This window comes from Pseudarthrobacter sp. LMD1-1-1.1 (genome assembly GCF_040676255.1).
Classification (GTDB): Bacteria; Actinomycetota; Actinomycetes; order Actinomycetales; family Micrococcaceae; genus Arthrobacter.
In genome coordinates this window covers 176,076-194,033 of sequence record NZ_JBEGHP010000025.1, presented here as the reverse complement: position 1 = coordinate 194,033, position 17,958 = coordinate 176,076, and the positions used below count along the sequence as shown (strand labels likewise).

The window sequence follows — 17,958 nt, the reverse complement described above, 5'->3', positions numbered from 1 at the left end:
GGACAGCCGCCGGAGGTCAGCCGGCCGCGTCCTGGCCGGCCAGGAGCTCGTCCGTGGCCGGGTCCGGTTCCCCGTTGAAGAACTGGGCCAGGACGGTCTTGAACACTGTTTCTCCGGGCGCCGCCCGGAGGAACAGTGTCATGCTGGAGCGGAGTTTCCTGGCGTCGATTCCGCCGAAAATGTCTTCGGCCGACTGGTCGGCGTGGTTTGCCAGGACCAGCGCGCACTCCAGGAGCCGCGGACCCAGCACCTCGTGGTCCAGGTAGGCGCGGGCCTCCGCCAGCGAGGAAATGGCGTACTTGCGGGACGTGTCGCTCTGTCCCAGCCCGGCAATCTGCGGGAAGACAAACCACATCCAGTGCCCGGACTTCCTGCCGACCTGCAGCTCGCCCAGCGCCTGCTCATAGGTTCCGCCGGTGTTTTGGGCGGCAACAAAACGCTCAAGGTCAAACGGTTCATTCATGTGGATCTCCTCGGTACGTTTCAAATGGACAAGTGTTTTTCAAGGGCGCCGGCCGCCGCCCGCAGCTGCGGGTCGGGGTCTTCCCGCCACCGCGCCAGGACAACGCCTGCCCGCTGCCGCTCGCGCTCCCCCAGCCCCGCCAGCAACGGGACCAGGACGTCGGTAAGAAGGGGCCCGGTCAGGTCGGCCGCCTGCGCGGAGCGAAGGAAGCCCTCCAGCCGGGTCAGGTCAGAGTGACGGAGCAGCCGCACCCGTGACTGCAGCAGCACCACCGCTGCCAGCCGGCGCTCGAACACCGGCCGGGAACCGGGCCGCGGCTGACCCCACAGGGCGGACGCCAGCATGACCGTGCCGTCATGGTCCAGGTCCTTGAACTTCCGCAGCGCATCACGCACGGTCCCGCGGACGGCCCCCACGGACGAACCATAAGAGGCCAGTACCCCGCCCAGCCGGGCCCCGACGTCGTCCGCCCGGTACCAGGCGCCCTCGTTCTGGAGGGTCCGGTCCACGAAATCCGCCGCCGCGGACACAACGTCCGCCGTACCGGTCACCGCCCGCGCCCGGACGCCGCGTGCCGGATGCAGTACGGGGTCCAGGGGCGGGCTTCAAGCCTGCCCTCGGCGATGGGCTCCCCGCAGACGGCGCAGGTTCCATAGGTCCCCGCCGCCAGCCGGGCAAGGGCCGCCTCAATCTGGTCCAGGCCCGCCGAACTCTGTTTCAGGAGCGCGGAGGCCTGTGAGAGTTCGAATGCGATGGTGGCACCCTCGGGATCGTGCTCATCATCGACATTGGAATCCTGGCGCGCCGAGTTTGCTGCCTCGATGTCCGCCCGCAGCGCCGGCAACAGTGCCAGGCGCCGCGCCCGCTCCTCTTCGAGCAGCGCACGGAACCGTTCGAAATCTGGCATGGTGACAGCCTAACGCGTCAGTCAGTACCAGTTCAGGGATACGGAGTGGTTCCAGGCCGCGCACGGGGAACCGTAGCGGTCGCGGATGTAGCCCAGGCCCCATTCGATCTGGGTGCGGTAGCTGGTGAGCCAGTCACCGCCGGCGCTGGCGTACTTCCCCGGGGGCAGGGCCTGCGGAATCCCATAGGCTCCGGAATAGGCATTGGTGGCGGTGGTCAGCCAGTTGGACTCCTTGGTCCACAGCTGGGCCAGGCACAGGAACTGGTCCTGGCCCCACCCGTAGGCGGGCAGGCGTCCGGACGCGTAGCTTTTGGCCCCGGCGGGGTCGTTCACCGCACCGCCGGGAACAGAAGGCACGACGACGGCGGGAGGGCTTGGCGGGGCCGGTGCCGGGTCTTCCGGAGCGGGAGGGCCGGGGTTGCTGACGCCGGGATTGCTGACGGCGCCGGGGGCTGGACCGGGTTGTGCCGGATTGGCCTGGCCAGGGTCGGCAGCGGGTGCGGGCGCCTTTGGCTGCCGGGCTGCCACTGCGGCCGCCCTGGCTGCAGCCTCCGCCTGCCCGCGGGCCTGCTCCTCAGCGGCGGCACGTTTGGCCGCCTGGGCCGCCTCGTAGGCGGCCAGTGCGGCCTGGCCCTGGCGGTACTCACCCTCCATGGCCGCCGTCGTACCTTTCAGGGTGGCGAGCTGGGCGGTCAGCTCGCTGCCGTGCCACTGCTCCTCTGCGACGCGCCGGGCCAGCGAATCCTGGGCGGAACGTGCGGCGTCCAGTTTTGCTTTCGCTTCCCCGGACAGGCGTTCCCGCTCGCTCCTGGCGGCTTTTTCCTGTTCGGTGAGGGCGGTGGCCGTCTTTTCGGCGGCGGCAGCATTGGCGACCAGGGTGGCAGTCTTGTCGCCCACGAGCTTGACCAGGTTGAGCCCCTGGACGCTGTTGGTTTCCAGGGCGTCCAGCGCGACGAAGAATCCTGCATTGGTACCGCCGGTCTTGTAGGACTGGACGGCCAGGGCACCGATGTCCTTCCGGTGCCGGGCCAGCTCCGCGTTGGCACGGGCGGCGTGGGCGGACAGGGTATCCAGGCGGGAGGTGGCTGCCTGCAGCGCGGCGTCTGCGGCGGCGTAGTCGGCGGCCGAGCGCACGGCCATCCCGCCTGCTGCCTCCGAATCCGCCTCAAGGTCCGTCAGGAGTCCATTAATGGTGGCGATTTCTGCGGCTTTTGCCGCTTCGGACGATTTCGCCTCCTGCACGTCCGCCCAGGAGGGATACCCGCCGGGCGGTGGCGGCTCGTCGGCCGCCGCCGGCAGCATGGTGCCTGCGGCCAGGGCAAGGGCCAGGAGGCCTCCCTGCCAAGGGAGCCTCGCGATGGTCACGAACAGGGGCATAGTCCGGAAGCTTACCGCCGGATTCCCGCGCAACGCAGGCTGCTGTTTCCACATTGTTACCGTGCTCAACAGGAAAAGTATCAGCAGAGGTCCGCCCAGGAACGCCCTGGAATGTCCAGACGTTTGCGCAATGCGAGAGAAGAACATCGTATGTTATCCAAATGTGACAATTGCGATGCACCTGGGTTATGGTCGACTGGTGTCCCTCTCAGACGGGACATTCCCGTCAGCATGCCGAGCCCTGCCGCTGATCATGGGATCCAACCGCTCCAGTTGGCAGGGACGGGGGAACCAAGTTTCCACGGCCATATTGTGGCCTAGGGGTTAAGTCGAATGCGCTTCCGCCTACCGCGGAGCCGCTTTCGGCCGGGTATCTCCAGCCCGAACCCGACAGCTCACCCCGCAGGCATGGGAGAGGCGATCAACCGTGTCAAAAAATTCCATTTCAGCCCGTCACCGCGCGACTCCGGCCCGCTCCATTGTGCTCGAGGGCCTCGCCGTAACAGCAAAATCCCAGGCCCGCTCGCTGGGCCGCCCGGCGCTCGCCGTTGCTGCAGCGTCCGGCATTGCCTTCGGAGTCGGCGCCCCGGCCCATGCAGGTGTATCCGGCCCGGACACCACTGAGCAGACCGGCGTCCAGGCCACCTCGGCACCCGCTGCCCCGGCCGCAGCCCCCGCTGCAGCAGCAGGCAACGTCCACACCGTCGTTTCCGGCGACACCCTTGGCGCCATCGCTTCAGCCTACGGCGTCAGCCTCAATGACGTGCTGTCCGCCAACGGCCTGGGACTGTCCTCGATCATCTACCCGGGCGACCAGATCCAGATTCCGGGCGCAGGCTACACCGCAGCCCCGGCGCCGGCCCCTGCAGCAGCACCCGTGCAGGCCGCAGCCGCCACCGCTCCGGCGAACACCGGCATGAACATGTCTTACGCCTCGGCAACCCCCGTGGCATCAACCACCGGCACCGGCACCGGCGCAGCGATCCTCGCCTCGGCCTACGGCCAGCTGGGCGTCAAGCAGGATTGCACCGCCATGGTCGAGAAGGCGCTGCGTTCCGTCGGCAAGTCCGTGGGCGACCTGGCCCCCACCCAGTTCTTCCAGTACGGCACCGTTGTAGGCGCTCCCGCCCCCGGCGACCTGATCATCACCTCCGGCCACGTGGGCGTTTACGCAGGCAACGGCCAGGTTGTCAGCGGCGGCGTCAACGGCTTCGACACGCAGGTGCACTCCATCAGCTGGCTCGGCGGCTACTCCGCTGTGCGCGTAGCCTAGTCTTCGCACTGTCCGGTGCCCTTGGCGGCCCCGGACGAAGCAGGAGGGTGGCAGCCGGGAATACCGGTTGCCACCCTCCTGTCGTTTTGCCCCCGCGGCCCGCTGCGGTCAGGTGCCGCAGAAGGTCATGTAGCTGCCGAAGTCGTCGGGCGCCCCCTGCAGGTAGCGTTCCAGGCCGGGCCGCTCGGTGAAGGGGTCGCTGACCGCCTTCAGCAGTTGCTGCAGTGGAGCCAGGTTTCCGGCGGTGGCAGCGGACAGCGCCTCTTCCACCAGGTGGTTCCGCGGAATGTAGGCCGGGTTCACGCTGTCCATCAGCTCCGGGTCAGGTTGCAGCGCCTGCCACCGGTCCAGCCAGGCATCGAGGGCGGCCAGGTCGAGGACCATGCCGCGCACGGGACGAAGGTCCCCGCGGGCCGCTTTGCCCAGGTTGCGGAAGAACAGGGTGTAGTCCACGGGTCCGTCCTTAAGAAGGTCGAGGACATCATCCACCAGGGCCCCGGCGCCGTTTTCATCGACGCTGTCCAGTCCCAGCTTGGCCGTCATCCCGCGGGTCCATGCCTGGCTGTAGTGGCCCCGGAAACTGCCCAGGACCTCCACTGCCGGGGCCACGGCCTTCTCCTGGTCCTGGTCAATCAGCGGCAGCATGGCCTCGGCGAGCCGGGCCAGGTTCCATTCGGCCAGGACAGGCTGGTTGGCATAGGCATAGCGTCCGCCGACGTCAATGGAACTGTAAACGGCGGCCGGGTTGAAGGCATCCATGAACGCGCACGGGCCGTAGTCGATGGTTTCCCCGGAGATGGTCATGTTGTCCGTGTTCATGACCCCGTGTACGAAGCCAACGAGCATCCACCGGGCCACCAGCTCCGCCTGGGCGGAGACGACCGCCGCGAACAGCGCAAGGTAGGGGTTGTCGGCATCCGCCGCGTGGGGGTAGTGCCTGCCGATGGCGTGGTCCGCCAGCCGCTTCAGGAGGTCCATATTTTCGGTGGCGCGGGCGTACTGGAAGCTGCCGACGCGCAAATGGCTGCCCGCAACCCGCGCCAGGACGGCACCGGGCAGCATGTCATCGCGCCGGACCTGCCGGCCGGTGGCCACGACGGCGAGTGAACGGGTGGTGGGAATGTGCAGTGCGTGCATGGCCTCACTGACTATGTACTCACGCAGCATGGGCCCGACCACGGCACGGCCGTCCCCCGCGCGGGCGAAGGGCGTTCGCCCCGAACCTTTGAGATGGACGTCCAGGAGGCGGCCGGCCCGGTCAGTGACCTCGCCCAGCAGCAGGGCCCGTCCGTCGCCGAGCAGGGGCGAATACCCGCCAAACTGGTGTCCGGCGTACGCCTGCGCCACGGGTGTGGCACCGGCCGGCACATGGTTTCCCACAAGGAGCCGCACACCCTCGGGGCTGCGCAGGTACTGCGGGTCGAGGCCCAGGTCCGTTGCCAGTTTCTCGTTCAGGACGAGGAGCTCAGGGCTGGGCGCTTCCTCGGCCTGCCAGGGCACGGCGAGTTCCGCCAGTTCCCGGGCGAAACGGCCATCGAAAGTGACCGTGGATTCAGCTGCTGCCGTCATGGTTCAACCCTATCGCCGTTGTTGGGGCCGCAGCCTCTGCCGCTGGTTGCCGCCGCCGTGGGACGGGGATGCGGTCAAGGTCGTTGGCGGCGATCACGGTAACCCCCGGAGCCCGTGCCTGCGCCTGTTGTTCCAGCACGGAAACGTCGTCGCCGTACCGTGCGGAGAAGTGGGTGAGCACCAGGGTGCGGGCCCTGCCGGAGGCCGCCAGCTCCCCGGCCTGCCCGGCAGTGAGGTGCAGGTATTGCCGTGCCAGGGCGTCGTCGTCGTCACTGAACGTTGACTCGGTGACCAGCAGGTCAGCCCCGTCCGCCAGGTCCTCGGCGCCCGGGCACGGCACGGTGTCCATAATGAAGGCGAAGCGCTGGCCCGGCCTGGGTACGCTCACATCCTCCAGCCTGACTGCCCCAAGGACGCCGTCGCGTTGCAGCCGGCCCACATCCGGCCCTCCGATTCCTGCCGCCCGGAGCCGCTCCGGCAGTAACGTGCGTCCGTCAGGCTCCCTTAGCTGGTAACCGTAGGTCTCGATGCGGTGCCTCAGGGGCTGCACCTCCAGGCAGTCCGCCACGGGCCCGGCGCCCGAATGCGGGTGGAGCCGCAGGTCGATGCCGGGCGAACCCACTGCCACCAAGGCCTGCACCACCGGGTCACCCGACGCCGGATAGTGCAGGTGGACAGGGTGTGGCACACCGTCAAGGGCCATCCGGGACAGGACCCCAGGCAACCCGTAGCAGTGGTCACCGTGCACATGGGTGAGGCAGATCCTGGTGATGTGGCCGGCCGCGACGCCGGCGTGGATCATCTGGCGCTGGGTTCCCTCACCGGGGTCGAAAAGCAGCCCCTCGCCGTCCCAGCGCAGGAAGTAGCCGTTGTGGTTCCGGGTCCGGGTGGGAACCTGGGAAGCGGTGCCCAATACCACCAGTTCACGCACCGCCGGCGCCTGCCGTTCCGCCATGCAGCCCCTTGGCGTAGGCGGCCTGGCCGATGTGCTGAAGGCAGTCCCCCAGAATGCTGACCAGCCGCACTCCGAGGGTCACAGGTGGATTCCAGTGCCTGTCAACCACGCGGTCCAGGTCCGGATCAGCAATGTCTTCCAGGACCTTGGCGGTCTGCCGGTGGACGGCTTCGTAGTACTCCTGCAACAGCTCCCGCGGCGCCCTGACGGCGTCCACCTGTTCACTGGAGTGGCCGTAGCCCGTGTCGCGTTCCCCCAGCGGAAGGCCGAAACGCTTAACGAAACCTTCAGCCGTCCACACCTGTTCCAGGCCCGCAGCGGAGGCTACCTGCGCATCCTCCACCCGGCCCGTATGCCAGATCAGCCACGCGATGGAATTGCCGTTGCCACCCGGCCGGCGCTGCAGCTGCGCCGCGTCCAGCCCGTCGAGGGCCTCCCGGACCAGGCCCGGGAGCCGATCGAAGGACTCCAGCAGCAGTTCTTTGGATTGCATGGGTCTCCCTCCCCTGCCGGCCGGGCCACGCCGGCCCGGCCCGCGGGGTTGCTAGCGTTCCAGGTCGTCGGGCTCAAACTCGCTGAGCGGCGAGCCGCCAAAATTCTCCTCGTCGTCGCTGCCGTCAGCCTCGAGGCCGGTGGGGGCTTCCCCAAAATCGACATCCGCTGCGGCCTCCCCCAGGGTGGGGGTGTCCGGCGATACCTGCTCATCGCCCGAACGGTACCGCGCCCGGGCGCTTTCATCCCGCAGCGCCTGGTCGCTCAGGAAGTCCTCCTCTTCACCGGAGAGGGCCTCGTCCTGCAGCAAGGGGTCCTCCTGCCAGCGGTCGGGGTTGTTTTCGGCAGCACCCGGGTAGCTGTCAGGCTCCCCCGATACGGGGTCCAGTTCCAGGGACGACGCCGCGCCGGGAGTTTCGTCGAGAAGCACGTCGTCCTGCTCCACGACTTCCAGCTCATCGTCCGGGACGTTCTGTTCAGTCATGATGGTGCCTTTCTCGTTGCGGTGGGCAGACAATAGTAAGCATACTGACCAACTAATGCTGATGGAACCTCAGGTGCACCCGGCAGCAAGGAGAAAGCCCATGGAAGGCAATGAACCCCTGGACGGGGACGCGGCAGATCGCTCCCGTCCGCGGTCTTTTAGCGGCCGGATGTCCCTCCTGTGGACCGACGGCCTGGGCCGGGCAAGCATACGGGCAGTCCAGACGCTCTCCCTGCTGGCGCTCGCCTGGGCAGTGGTGACGGCCGCGACCAGGGTTCCCCTGGTCACCATCCCGGTGATGGTGGCCTTGATCCTGGCCTCGGCCATGGCTCCCGCGGTCCGCTGGCTTGCTGCCCGCGGCTGGCCCCGCGCCCTTGCCGTCCTGTCCTCCTTCCTGGTGATCCTGGCAGTGGCGGCCGGCGTGGTGGGAGGCATCATCACACTGGTCAGGCAGCAGGCCTCCGTCCTGGCAGCCCGGGCAGAAGCCGGTATAGGCCAACTTCAGCAGTTCGTTACCACCGGCCCCGTGGCGCTGACGAACGACCAGATCAATGCCGCGCGGGAGGAGTTCCAGAAGTTCCTTGCCGGCGGGAGCCTGGGGGCCGACGCGTTGACAGGGCTGAGAACGGCTGGTGAGATTGCGGCCGGTACGGTCCTGACGGCAGTCATCCTGTTCTTCTTCCTCAAGGACGGCGAGAAGATCCGCTCGTTCCTGATCGGGTTTCTCCCGGCAACCCGCCAGGGCAAGGCACATCTGGCGGCCGGGCGAAGCATCGTGGTGCTGGGCGGCTACGTCCGCGGGACACTCATCATCGCTGCCATTGACGCCTTGATGGTCCTGATCGGGCTCCTGGTCCTGCGGGTTCCCCTGGCAGTGCCGCTGGCCGCGGTGGTCTTCCTGGGCGGTTTCATTCCGATCATCGGAGCAACCGCCGCCGGCAGCCTCGCGGTGCTGGTGGCCCTGGTGGAAAACGGGCCGGTTACCGCCCTCATTGTCCTGGTGATCCTGGTGGCCGCCAACCAGTTCGAGCACCATATCCTCCAGCCCCTTTTCATGGGCCGGGTCCTGCGGATCCACGGGCTGGTGATCATCCTCGCCCTGGCCGCCGGGGCCACCCTGGCCGGCGTCATCGGGGCCCTGCTGGCAGTGCCGCTCACCGCCGTCGGCTGGACCATTTTCAAGACCCTCGCGGAAAAGGACACTCCGGGCCCGGAGCCCGTCGCTCCGGCAGAACCGGGAGCGTAGAAGCGCCTGAGCAGCGCTTCCGTGACTTTTGGCCCTAGAGTGCCGCCAAGGCCGGGGCCAGTCTTGAAAGGCAGGAAACCCCAGTTCACGACGAGCAGGAAGAGCGGCCATGACATCGCAAAAACCCATAGCTGCGGGCACCAACGACTCAGCCCAAAGCCAGGCCGCGGTCCTGTGGGCAGCCCGCCGGGCCCACCGGGCGGGCCTGCCACTGGTGGTCCTCCATGTGGTGGACGACCGCTGGGTTGCCGAACCCTATCCGTGGTTCGGAACCCTCCAGCAGGCGGGCGAGGAACTCCTCAAGACCGCCGCCAGGCGCCTGGAAGGAGCGGTTCCCATCACGCCCGCCACGGAACTGCTCACCGGAAGCGTGGGCGGCTCCCTGGCCAAGTACTCCAAGAAAACTTCGATGATGGTCATTGGGTCCGGCAGCGGCCACCTCGGCGGCGCCCTTGCCGACCGCGCCCTCCAGGTGGCCACCGCTGCCAAGGTCCCCGTCGCCGTCGTCGGAACCCAGGACCTCGAGGGCAGGTCGGGAGTGGTGGTGGGCGTTGACGGGTCACCGGAGGCCACCCAGGCCGTTGCCTTCGCAGCCGCTGAAGCAGACCGCGAGGGAGACGAGCTCACGGTCGTGTACGCCGTCAGCGTGCCCGATCCCATCATCGATGCAGGTCTGACGCCGGGTGCCCTCGCGGACCTCATCGTGGACGAGGACCGGGTTGTCCTCTCCGAAACCGTCGCCGGGCTGAAGGAAGACTACCCCGACCTCACCGTGCACCAGCGGCTGGAAACCGACAAAGGCCCCGTGGACGCCCTCGTCGAAGCCGCAGCAGGAGCCCGGCTCCTGGTGGTGGGCAGCCGCGGCCGGGGCGCCTTCAAACGCCTCCTGCTGGGCTCCACCGCCCACGGGGTTCTGAAGCACCTGCCCTGCCCCACCATCATCACCCGGACCCAGGCAGCAACGAACGCCATCTAGGCAGCACCGCCCAGCACCGCCCGCTGATCCTCCCACCGCCCTGCCCGCATACCTAACGCGGAAGGTTCACCCCATGAAGAAGCCCGCAGCCATCATCATGCTGATCCTCGGGATCCTGATAACGCTTCCGGGCCTTGCCGCGCTGGCGGGCGGGGCCGTGGCGTCGGCGGTGGGAACCATCCAGGGGGACGGATATCTGACGTCCGGCTCATCGCGTTTCTCCGTGAGTTCATTCGCCCTGACCTCGCCGCGGGCAGACGCCATTGGAGACGACGTTCCCGGCAGGCTGCCCTTCGACGTCGGAACCCTGCGGCTGCGCGTTGAATCAGTGACCCCGGACAAACCGGTGTTCATTGGCATCGGCCGGCAGGCCGACGTCGAACAGTACCTCTCAGGCGTGCACCACTCGGAGCTGCTGAACATCCGCCAGCGGCCGTTCCGCGCCGAATACCGCGATGTACCGGGCGGCAACCCGGCATCACCGCCCGCGGACCAGCGCCTCTGGACCGCCTCCGCGTCGGGAACGGGACAGCAGGAGCTCACCTGGAACATCACGCCGGGCGCTTGGGAAGTGGTGGTGATGAACGCCGACGCCTCCCCCGGGGTTGATGTCCAGGCGCAGGCCGGCTTCCGCTCGGACCTGATCCGGCCGGCAGCCACGGGCCTGCTGGTGGGCGGGATCATCGCCCTGCTGATCGGCGTTCCCCTCATCATCTTCGGGGCCGCGGGTCTGGGCCGGCACGCCGCACGCCCTGACGGCGGGCGCCCCATGGGTGGTCCGGACATGGGTGGTCCGGGCATGGGTGGGCCGGTTTATCGGGAACCGTCAATGAATGGTCCGGCCGCGGCCGGACCGCCCTACCCTTCTACAACGCCGGCATCATGGACCCAGCCGGGAGCGGCCGTAACGCCGGGAACCGTCCCGCCACCACCGCCCCAGCAGTACAGCCCGGCAGCTGCCGCCCGCCCCGGCTACCCCGCGCGGCTCTTTGGTGAGCTCGATCCCGGGCTTTCACGCTGGATGTGGCTGGTCAAATGGTTCCTGGCCATACCGCATGTCATCCTCCTCTTCTTCCTCTGGTTCGCGTTCGCCGTCACCACCATCGTGGCGGGGTTCGCCATCCTCTTTACCGGCCGTTATCCGCGGGCACTGTTCGACTTCAACGTGGGCGTCCTGCGGTGGAACTGGCGCGTGGCCTTCTACGCCTACGCCGCCGTGGGCACCGACCTGTACCCGCCGTTTACGCTCAAGCGCGCCAATTACCCGGCCGATTTTGACGTGGAGTACCCGCAGCGGCTCTCGCGCGGACTGGTCCTGGTGAAATGGTGGCTCCTGTCCATCCCGCATCTGCTCCTGGTGGCCGCTTTCGCAGGGAGCACGGAAAGCGTCTGGCGGTGGCAGTCGGAGGACAACGTCCTTGGGGCCACCTACGAACGGGTCTCCGGGCCGTCCCTGCTGGGGCTGCTGGTGCTGATAGCGGCAGTGATCCTGCTGTTCACCGGCCGCTACCAGCGGCCGCTGTTCGACTTCATCCTGGGCATCAACCGCTGGATTTACCGTGTCCTGGTGTACACCGCGCTGATGCGTGACGAATATCCGCCGTTCCGGCTGGACCAGGGCGCCACCGAACCGGAGGGGCCCGGAGATGTGGTTCCCACCGGGGGCGTGCCGCCTGCGGGTGCGCCATGACCTTCGGCCCTAGCCCCGCCGCGCGCCTGCAGGCATGATGGGCCTGACACCGCGGGTCCGACGAGGGAGCAAACATGAGCATTGCCGGGGCACCAATAGCCAGGATCGTTGTAGGCGTCGATGGGTCGGAGGCGTCCGTGGAGGCGCTTCGGCAGGCCCAGCGGATGGCCACTCCCCTTGGCGCCAAGGTCCAGGCCATTGCCTGCTGGGAGTACCCGCAAATGTACAGCGGTTACGTGATGATGGGCGTCGAGGGCTTCGAGGAGGGGGCCCGGAAGGTCCTGGACGATGCTGTGGCGCAGGCCTTCGGAGACGAGACACCGGCCAACGTCAGCTCGACCCTTGTGCGCAGCCATCCCCGGGAAGCGCTGATCGATGCCAGCCGGGACGCCGACATGATCGTGGTGGGGCGCCGGGGACACGGCGGGTTCGGCGGCCTGCTCCTTGGCTCGGTCAGCTCCGCCATCGTTGCGCACGCCCATTGCCCCGTCCTTGTGGTCCACACGCCGGAGACCGAAGCCGACGGTTCCAAGGGTTCCTGAACGGAACATCGGCGGCAGGGACGGCTGACTTCCAAGGCAGGTGATGGTGGTGCCGGCCAGTGACGCACGACGACGGGCGCCCGCCATAGCGCTCGCCGCCGCCCTGGCGGTCCTCGCCATCATCCTGGCCCTGTTCCCTCCGGCACCCACGTCCGGGCCGCCGTCGGCCTCCCCGTCCCCATCACCGGCGCTCCCATCGCCGCTGCCGGGACCAACAAGTCCGCCGGCCCCGGGCAGTTCCCCGCCGGCAGAGGAGCCGCAGGAAACCGATACCCCCGAAGCAGGCCAGGCTCCGGTCGAGCCACCTGTGACCGTTCCGCCGGTGCCAGTGCCACCGGTTCCCGAACCGGAGCCGCCTGAAGCGCCGGCCCAGCCTCCGGAACCGGCCCGGCCGGCGCCGTTTCCGGAATCCCTCCGCGGCCAGGACCTGACCGTCATTCCCGGGGCAGGCCGTGTCGTGGCCCTGACCTTCGATGCAGGAGCCAACGCGGCAGGGCTGCCGAAAATCCTGTCGGCCCTTGCCGCCCGGGGCGTTGCCGGGACTTTCTTCCTGACCGGCAACTGGGCGGCGAACAACCCGCAGGCCGAGGCGCAGATCGTGGCCGCCGGGCACCGTGTGGCAAACCATTCGATGACCCATCCGGGGTTCACCAGCCTGGGAGATGACCTGATCGCGCAGCAGGTGCGCGGCGCCGAGGAGGCCATCCTGGCTGCCGGGGCCGACCCCAGGCCGCTGTTCCGGTTCCCCTACGGCGAACGCGACACCCGCACCATCGCGGCGGTCAACACCCTGGGGTACGTGTCCGTGAGGTGGACCGTGGACACCCTCGGCTGGAAAGGCACCAGCGGCGGCGCCAGCATCCAAACGGTGGCCGACCGCGTCCTGGCAGGGCTGCAGCCCGGCGAAATCGTCCTCATGCACATCGGGTCCAACCCCGACGACGGGACGACGCTGGACGCCGACGCCCTCCCCCAGGTCATCGACCGCATCACGGCCGCGGGGTACGGTTTCGCCACCCTCGACGCCATGCTGGGACACTGATCAGGGCGGCGGCACCCGTGGCGAAGCACAGGCCCTCCCGGAACAGCCACGTGACGGCCCGGCAGCCGGACCCGTCCGGCAGTGGCACCGGACCCGGAGACGCCGGGGATACGGCCCACCACGGATTGCCCGTCCACGAGGTGGTGTTGCTGCTTGAGACGGATGCCGCCAGGGGCCTTGACCAGGAAGAGGTGGCGCGCCGGCGTGCCCAGTTCGGCGTCAACGAGCTGCCGCGGTCACAGCGCGCAGGCATCGCGCGCAAACTCGGACGCCAATTCAACAATCCGCTGGTCTATGTGCTGTTGGCCGCTGCCGTGGTCACCGTCTTCCTGGGCGAATTCCTTGATTCCGCCGTGATCCTTGCAGTGGTCCTGGTCAACACGCTGATCGGCTTCGTCCAGGAGGTCCGGGCAGAGGCGGCCCTGGATGCCCTCCATTCACTGGTCCGCACGCATGCGGCCGTGATTCGCGGCGGCGAACGGAAGCATGTCCCGTCCGAGGACCTGGTCCCCGGCGACCTCGTCCTGCTGGAAGCCGGCGACAAGGTACCGGCCGACCTCCGCCTGGTACGCCTGTCCGCCCTGCGGGTGGACGAATCCGCACTGACGGGCGAATCCGATCCCGTAGCCAAGGACGAGGTGGTGCTGCCCCAGGTCACGCCCGTGGCGGACCGGCGGAACATGCTGTACAGCGGCACTCTGGTGACCGCGGGAACCGGTGCGGGAATCGTGGTGGCCATCGGCGGCGAAACCGAACTCGGCGAAATCCACCGGCTCATGGGTGCCGTCCGGCCCGTGGCCACGCCGCTGACCTTGAAACTGGCACGGTTCAGCACCACCCTCACCGTCGCCATCCTGGCCCTCGCCGCCGTGGCGTTCCTCGCCGGACTGGCACATGGCGAACGGCCGGGACAGATGTTCACGGCCGCCGTCGCCCTGGCCGTGGGGGCCATCCCCGAGGGACTTCCCGCCGCAGTGACGGTCACGCTTGCCATCGGCGTGCGGCGCATGGCCCGGCGCCGTGCCGTGGTGCGCCGGCTGCCCGTGGTGGAAACGCTGGGCAGCACCACGGTGATTTGCTCGGACAAGACGGGAACCTTCACCGAGAACCAGATGACAATCCGTGCGCTGTGGACGCCCTCCGGGTGGTACGACGTGACAGGCTCCGGCTACGGGCCGGAAGGACACATCACCCCGTCGGCCGGACAGCACCCCGCCCCACAGCACCCGGACGGCCGGAACCTGGCCGCCGGTGTGACACGTCCCGGCGGTGCCGCGCAGCCCGGCGGCGCCACGCACCCCGGGGATGCTGCGCTGCCCAAGGATGATGCGCTGCAGTGGTCGCTGTTGGGCGGAGCAGCCTGCAATGACGCCAGCATCCGCAGGGAGGGGTCCGGCTGGCAGGTGCGCGGTGATCCCACGGAGGCCGCGATGCTTGTGGCGGCAGGAAAGGCCGGCATCAAGGTGCAGGACTTCCTGGCTGCCAACCCGCGGCAGGCAGAGCTGCCCTTCACGTCCGAGCGGCAGTTCATGGCCACCCTCCACGCATCCACGCTCCCGGAGGACGGCGGCACAGTGTTCGTGAAAGGCGCCGTGGAACGTGTCCTGGAGCTCTGCGCCCACGAAATGGACGGCCAGGGCGCCGGCAGGCCCGTTCGCAGGCACGCCGTGCTCGGTGCAGCCCACGCGCTCGCGGACGACGGGCTCCGGGTCCTTGCCACGGCCATGATGAGCCTTCCCGCCGGTTCGGGCCCCCTCTCCGCCACGGAGTTGCGGGGCCGGATGACCCTGACCGGGCTTCACGCGATGCACGACCCACCGCGGGAAGCAGCCGCAGCCTCGGTGAAGGCGTGCCAGCGCGCAGGCGTGGGCGTGAAGATGATCACCGGGGACCACGTGCGCACCGCCGTCACGGTGGCAGCGGCCGTGGGGCTGGCTGCTGACAGCGCCGCGGGGACAGCCCTGACCGGGGCGGACCTCGATGCCATCCCGGCGGACCGGCTGCCGGAGGCCGTAGAGCGGGCCACGGTGTTCGCCCGGGTTTCACCGGAACAGAAGCTTCGGCTCATCGGTGCCCTGCAGTCCCGCGGACACGTGGCCGCCATGACCGGGGACGGCGTCAACGATGCACCCGCCCTTCGCCAGGCAAACGTGGGCATCTCCATGGGGCGCAGCGGAACGGAAGTGGCCAAGGAAGCATCGGACATTGTCCTGACGGACGATGACTTTGCCACCATCGAGGCGGCTGTTGAAGAAGGCCGGAACGTCTTTGACAACCTGACCAAATTCATCGTCTGGACCCTCCCCACCAACATGGCCGAAGGCCTGGTGATCCTCGTGGCCATCCTGCTGGGGGCGACGCTGCCCATCCTGCCCACCCAGATCCTCTGGATCAACATGACCACCGCCGTCGCCCTTGGCCTGATGCTCGCCTTCGAGCCGAAGGAACCGGGACTGATGTCCCGCCCGCCGCGCCCACCGGACCGCCCCCTGCTGACGTGGGCGCTCACAGTGCGGGTCCTGCTCGTTTCAGCCCTCCTGGTGGCCGGCACGTGGTGGCTCTTTGAACACGAGGTGGCCACCGGCGCCTCTGTTGCCCAGGCCCGCACGTCGGCCGTGAACCTGTTCGTGGCCGTGGAAGTTTTCTACCTTTTCAGTTGCCGGTCCCTGACCCGGCCGGCCTGGCGGATCCATCCATTCGGCAACCGGTGGCTCCTCGTCGGCGTCCTGGTCCAGGCAGGCGGCCAACTGGCCCTCACCTACACACCGCTGATGAACGGGCTCTTCCACACGGCCCCCATCGGAGCCGACGCCTGGTTGCGGATCCTTGGGCTGGCCCTGCTCGCGTCCCTGGCCGTCGCCGTGGACAAGCGGCTCCGGCGCCGCGGCTTCTAGGACCCGGTCCCACCGGAAAGCCCTGCAGCCGCGGGCCGAAACAGGACCAATGACTCTCCCCCGGACCCCTGCGGGAGCCCAATACTGGAACGGAAAGCAGACGGCTGGCGTCCGCCTTTCAGTGGACCGGAGGTCGCGGAAGTGTACGGCTGGAACGACGGCATGGGCCTGTGGGGCTATGTCCTGATGAGCATCAGCATGGTGGTGGTCTGGGGAGCAATTATCACCGGCATTGTCCTGCTGGCCCGTTCCCTGCGGGCACCCTCCCCGTACGGTGCCCACCCTCAACCCCCTCGGGTGGCAGAAGACGTCCTGGCTGAGCGCTTCGCCCGCGGGGAGATCGACGCTGCCGAGTACCAGAACAGGCTGGCCGTCCTGCGCGGCCACCCGGGTACCTGAGTCCGCGGCTCCCGCAGGCAATGGACAGTGGGGTGCAGCGATGCTCTCTGAATTCGAAAAACGCGAACTCGACCTGATCAGCCACGGTCTGGAAGCGGAAGACCCCAAGCTGGCAGCCCTGCTCAACAAGGATGCCTTTGCGCTGACACTCCGTACCCGCTTCCGGCGGGGGCTCGTCCTTGTCGCAGTGGGCGCCTGCCTCCTGCTTCTTGGGCTGGTGGTCCGGGTCCCCTTGCTGGGCATCGCAGGTTTTGCGGTGATGAACGGGGCTGCCTATTGGGCAATCAAGGACCTCCGCTGGTCCCTGCGCACCACGAACCGGCATGTCACCCAACTGGAAGGCAACAGCGAATGAACGCGGTGAACGGAAAGGATGCCTCCGCCGAGGCCCAGGCGCTGCAGGCAGTCGAGGCGCACCACGCCGACATGCTGTGGCACCTGAACGGTCTGGTGGGCCTGCTCACGGAGGCCGTGGAGGCGGGCGATCCCGGCGCCGGGCAGGAAACGCAGGCCGCCCTGCTGGACTGGTGCGACAAGGAGCTGGTGCCGCACGCGCTGGCAGAAGAAGGACCCCTCTACAGTGGGCCGCACGGCATGCCGGAGGCCCGGCTGCTGGTGGACGGCATGCTGGTGGACGGCATGCTGGCCGAGCATCAGGTCATCGTGGGCCTGGTCGATGAACTCAGGACGGCCGATGGCGTTGCTGCAGCGGTGGCAGCCGGCGCCATCCAGCGGATCTTCGCCCTCCACCTGGACAAGGAGAACCGGCTCCTGATGCCCTTCGTCGTCGCATCCCCTGGCCTGTCACTCGCCCAGGCGGTCGAAGGACTTCACGAACTGGTGGGGGAAGGTGCGGCCCACCACCACGGGCAGGGCCACCACGGACACTAGGACAACCGGGCACACGGACACGCGGGCACACGGACGACGGCGGCGGGCCGGCTCCCGGAGCCAGGGCCCGTCTCCCGGGGCCAGGGCCCGTGGGCGTCAGGTCACCGCAGCGCCAGGCACCAGTCAGGGCAGCACAGCAGACTGGGCCTGGGCAGCATTGTCGCCGGCTCCAGCCTCCGGGGCGTGCACCACCAGCACAGGGCAGTGCGCGTGGCTCACGCACGCGGAACTGACGGACCCGGGCACGAAGTTTCCATGCCCCCTCCTGCCGACAATCAGCAGCGAGGCGTTGCGGCTCGCGTCGATCAGCGCGGGGCCGGGCTTGCCGCGCACCAGGCGTGGATGCACAAATGCCGGCACTTCCCCGAAAGCGTCCGCCAGCGCCTGCTCCAGCACCTGGTGGGCGGCATACTTGAACCCCTCGATCCCTACGGCCAAATACACGCCGTAACCGGCTGGAACGTCCCAGCAGGCCCAGGCCTCCACCGGCGCGGACATGGGTTCCGCCATTGCGCTGGCCACCCGGAGCGCGGCGACGGATGCCTCGGAGCCGTCCACCCCCACAATGATCCTGGGGCGCCGATCGGATGGCCGATCGGAAGCAGGCACCGCTGCCCCGTTCCCTGCTGTTGCCACGTTGCCTCCTGTCGCCGTCCCACCCCAGCGTGTCCCTGAACCGCTGCCTCGAACAGGGCCAAAGGTCATCACGGGTGCACCAGTGCCATGGTGCCATGCGCAGCACCGGCAGCGACATGGGG

At 68.5% G+C, this 17,958-nt stretch carries 19 protein-coding genes and 1 riboswitch; of the genes, 10 read left to right on the top strand and 9 right to left on the bottom strand.

The annotated features are described in order from the left end of the window. Nucleotides 1-16: 16 nt before the first annotated feature. Genes MRBLMD1_RS19625 through MRBLMD1_RS19610 form a run of 4 tightly spaced genes read right to left on the bottom strand, consistent with a single transcriptional unit; the run spans nt 17 to nt 2,747 of the window. Nucleotides 17-463 carry a DUF1810 domain-containing protein gene (locus MRBLMD1_RS19625; RefSeq protein ID WP_224026184.1) on the bottom strand — a complete coding sequence of 149 codons (447 nt, stop codon included), beginning with the start codon at nt 461-463 and terminating at the stop codon, nt 17-19. Nucleotides 464-483: 20 nt separating this feature from the next. Then, nucleotides 484-1,014 carry a DNA alkylation repair protein gene (locus tag MRBLMD1_RS19620; protein ID WP_364402779.1) on the bottom strand — a complete coding sequence of 177 codons (531 nt, stop codon included), beginning with the start codon at nt 1,012-1,014 and terminating at the stop codon, nt 484-486. Then, a complete protein-coding gene (locus MRBLMD1_RS19615; protein ID WP_275180204.1) occupies nt 1,011-1,370 on the bottom strand; it encodes a TraR/DksA family transcriptional regulator in 360 nt (119 codons plus the stop codon). Before MRBLMD1_RS19615 ends, MRBLMD1_RS19620 begins: the two co-directional genes overlap by 4 nt. 21 nt (nt 1,371-1,391) lie before the next feature. Continuing rightward, a complete protein-coding gene (locus MRBLMD1_RS19610) occupies nt 1,392-2,747 on the bottom strand; it encodes a coiled-coil domain-containing protein (RefSeq protein ID WP_364402776.1) in 1,356 nt (451 codons plus the stop codon). Between the two features lie 252 nt (nt 2,748-2,999). After that, nucleotides 3,000-3,171, top strand: a riboswitch (cyclic di-AMP (ydaO/yuaA leader). Nucleotides 3,172-3,174: 3 nt separating this feature from the next. Between MRBLMD1_RS19610 and MRBLMD1_RS19605 the strand changes: the two genes are divergently transcribed. Then, on the top strand, nt 3,175-4,020 hold the full coding sequence (locus MRBLMD1_RS19605) for a C40 family peptidase (protein ID WP_364402773.1): 846 nt from the start codon (nt 3,175-3,177) through the stop codon (nt 4,018-4,020). A gap of 108 nt (nt 4,021-4,128) precedes the next feature. Here MRBLMD1_RS19605 and MRBLMD1_RS19600 read toward each other — a convergent pair whose 3' ends face one another. The 4 genes from MRBLMD1_RS19600 to MRBLMD1_RS19585 are packed head-to-tail and all read right to left on the bottom strand — an operon-like array spanning nt 4,129 to nt 7,520. After that, a complete protein-coding gene (locus MRBLMD1_RS19600; RefSeq protein WP_364402771.1) occupies nt 4,129-5,589 on the bottom strand; it encodes a protein adenylyltransferase SelO in 1,461 nt (486 codons plus the stop codon). Then, a complete protein-coding gene (locus MRBLMD1_RS19595) occupies nt 5,573-6,520 on the bottom strand; it encodes a ribonuclease Z (RefSeq protein WP_364402968.1) in 948 nt (315 codons plus the stop codon). The genes MRBLMD1_RS19600 and MRBLMD1_RS19595 overlap by 17 nt, the downstream gene beginning before the upstream one ends. Beyond that, nucleotides 6,513-7,037 carry a mycothiol transferase gene (locus tag MRBLMD1_RS19590; protein WP_159631863.1) on the bottom strand — a complete coding sequence of 175 codons (525 nt, stop codon included), beginning with the start codon at nt 7,035-7,037 and terminating at the stop codon, nt 6,513-6,515. The genes MRBLMD1_RS19595 and MRBLMD1_RS19590 overlap by 8 nt, the downstream gene beginning before the upstream one ends. Before the next feature lie 51 nt (nt 7,038-7,088). Further along, nucleotides 7,089-7,520 carry a hypothetical protein gene (locus MRBLMD1_RS19585; RefSeq protein ID WP_224026189.1) on the bottom strand — a complete coding sequence of 144 codons (432 nt, stop codon included), beginning with the start codon at nt 7,518-7,520 and terminating at the stop codon, nt 7,089-7,091. A gap of 100 nt (nt 7,521-7,620) precedes the next feature. On the opposite strand from MRBLMD1_RS19585, the gene MRBLMD1_RS19580 reads away from it, so the two are divergent. The 9 genes from MRBLMD1_RS19580 (at nt 7,621) to MRBLMD1_RS19540 (ending at nt 17,200) form a co-directional block, all read left to right on the top strand. After that, nucleotides 7,621-8,766, top strand: coding sequence for an AI-2E family transporter (locus MRBLMD1_RS19580; RefSeq protein WP_236560779.1), 1,146 nt, complete (start codon nt 7,621-7,623; stop codon nt 8,764-8,766). A 109-nt stretch (nt 8,767-8,875) separates the two neighbouring features. Next, complete coding sequence (locus MRBLMD1_RS19575) at nt 8,876-9,742, top strand: universal stress protein (RefSeq protein WP_159631861.1); 867 nt, start codon at nt 8,876-8,878, stop codon at nt 9,740-9,742. A 73-nt stretch (nt 9,743-9,815) separates the two neighbouring features. Next, the gene (locus MRBLMD1_RS19570) at nt 9,816-11,432 is read left to right on the top strand and encodes a DUF4389 domain-containing protein (protein WP_364402765.1); all 1,617 of its coding nucleotides are present in this window, start codon (nt 9,816-9,818) and stop codon (nt 11,430-11,432) included. Between the two features lie 74 nt (nt 11,433-11,506). Then, nucleotides 11,507-11,974 (top strand): universal stress protein, encoded by a 468-nt coding sequence (locus tag MRBLMD1_RS19565; RefSeq protein ID WP_159631859.1) that lies wholly within the window; start codon nt 11,507-11,509, stop codon nt 11,972-11,974. 43 nt (nt 11,975-12,017) lie between these two features. Then, on the top strand, nt 12,018-13,016 hold the full coding sequence (locus MRBLMD1_RS19560; protein WP_364402762.1) for a polysaccharide deacetylase family protein: 999 nt from the start codon (nt 12,018-12,020) through the stop codon (nt 13,014-13,016). A gap of 17 nt (nt 13,017-13,033) precedes the next feature. Continuing rightward, nucleotides 13,034-15,910 (top strand): cation-translocating P-type ATPase, encoded by a 2,877-nt coding sequence (locus MRBLMD1_RS19555; RefSeq protein WP_364402759.1) that lies wholly within the window; start codon nt 13,034-13,036, stop codon nt 15,908-15,910. Between the two features lie 141 nt (nt 15,911-16,051). Continuing rightward, complete coding sequence (locus MRBLMD1_RS19550; RefSeq protein ID WP_275180210.1) at nt 16,052-16,309, top strand: SHOCT domain-containing protein; 258 nt, start codon at nt 16,052-16,054, stop codon at nt 16,307-16,309. A gap of 40 nt (nt 16,310-16,349) precedes the next feature. Next, entirely contained in the window at nt 16,350-16,664 is a 315-nt protein-coding gene (locus tag MRBLMD1_RS19545; protein WP_159635445.1) for a DUF3040 domain-containing protein, read from the top strand. Next, nucleotides 16,661-17,200, top strand: a complete 540-nt coding sequence (locus MRBLMD1_RS19540; RefSeq protein WP_364402756.1) for a hemerythrin domain-containing protein — start codon at nt 16,661-16,663, stop codon at nt 17,198-17,200. The genes MRBLMD1_RS19545 and MRBLMD1_RS19540 overlap by 4 nt, the downstream gene beginning before the upstream one ends. A 123-nt stretch (nt 17,201-17,323) precedes the next feature. On the opposite strand, the gene MRBLMD1_RS19535 is transcribed toward MRBLMD1_RS19540, so the two are convergent. After that, entirely contained in the window at nt 17,324-17,836 is a 513-nt protein-coding gene (locus MRBLMD1_RS19535) for a universal stress protein (RefSeq protein WP_224026198.1), read from the bottom strand. Nucleotides 17,837-17,958 lie beyond the last annotated feature (122 nt).

Excerpts from the sequence above, each read along its gene's own strand:
- MRBLMD1_RS19600 (WP_364402771.1), bottom strand. The coding sequence starts at position 5,589 with ATGACGGCAGCAGCTGAATCCACGGTCACTTTCGATGGCCGTTTCGCC.
- MRBLMD1_RS19580 (WP_236560779.1), top strand. The coding sequence starts at position 7,621 with ATGGAAGGCAATGAACCCCTGGACGGGGACGCGGCAGATCGCTCCCGT.
- MRBLMD1_RS19560 (WP_364402762.1), top strand. The coding sequence starts at position 12,018 with ATGGTGGTGCCGGCCAGTGACGCACGACGACGGGCGCCCGCCATAGCG.
- MRBLMD1_RS19585 (WP_224026189.1), bottom strand. The coding sequence starts at position 7,520 with ATGACTGAACAGAACGTCCCGGACGATGAGCTGGAAGTCGTGGAGCAG.
- MRBLMD1_RS19545 (WP_159635445.1), top strand. The coding sequence starts at position 16,350 with ATGCTCTCTGAATTCGAAAAACGCGAACTCGACCTGATCAGCCACGGT.
- MRBLMD1_RS19570 (WP_364402765.1), top strand. The coding sequence starts at position 9,816 with ATGAAGAAGCCCGCAGCCATCATCATGCTGATCCTCGGGATCCTGATA.
- MRBLMD1_RS19575 (WP_159631861.1), top strand. The coding sequence starts at position 8,876 with ATGACATCGCAAAAACCCATAGCTGCGGGCACCAACGACTCAGCCCAA.
- MRBLMD1_RS19590 (WP_159631863.1), bottom strand. The coding sequence starts at position 7,037 with ATGCAATCCAAAGAACTGCTGCTGGAGTCCTTCGATCGGCTCCCGGGC.
- MRBLMD1_RS19625 (WP_224026184.1), bottom strand. The coding sequence starts at position 463 with ATGAATGAACCGTTTGACCTTGAGCGTTTTGTTGCCGCCCAAAACACC.
- MRBLMD1_RS19565 (WP_159631859.1), top strand. The coding sequence starts at position 11,507 with ATGAGCATTGCCGGGGCACCAATAGCCAGGATCGTTGTAGGCGTCGAT.
- MRBLMD1_RS19540 (WP_364402756.1), top strand. The coding sequence starts at position 16,661 with ATGAACGCGGTGAACGGAAAGGATGCCTCCGCCGAGGCCCAGGCGCTG.
- MRBLMD1_RS19610 (WP_364402776.1), bottom strand. The coding sequence starts at position 2,747 with ATGCCCCTGTTCGTGACCATCGCGAGGCTCCCTTGGCAGGGAGGCCTC.
- MRBLMD1_RS19615 (WP_275180204.1), bottom strand. The coding sequence starts at position 1,370 with ATGCCAGATTTCGAACGGTTCCGTGCGCTGCTCGAAGAGGAGCGGGCG.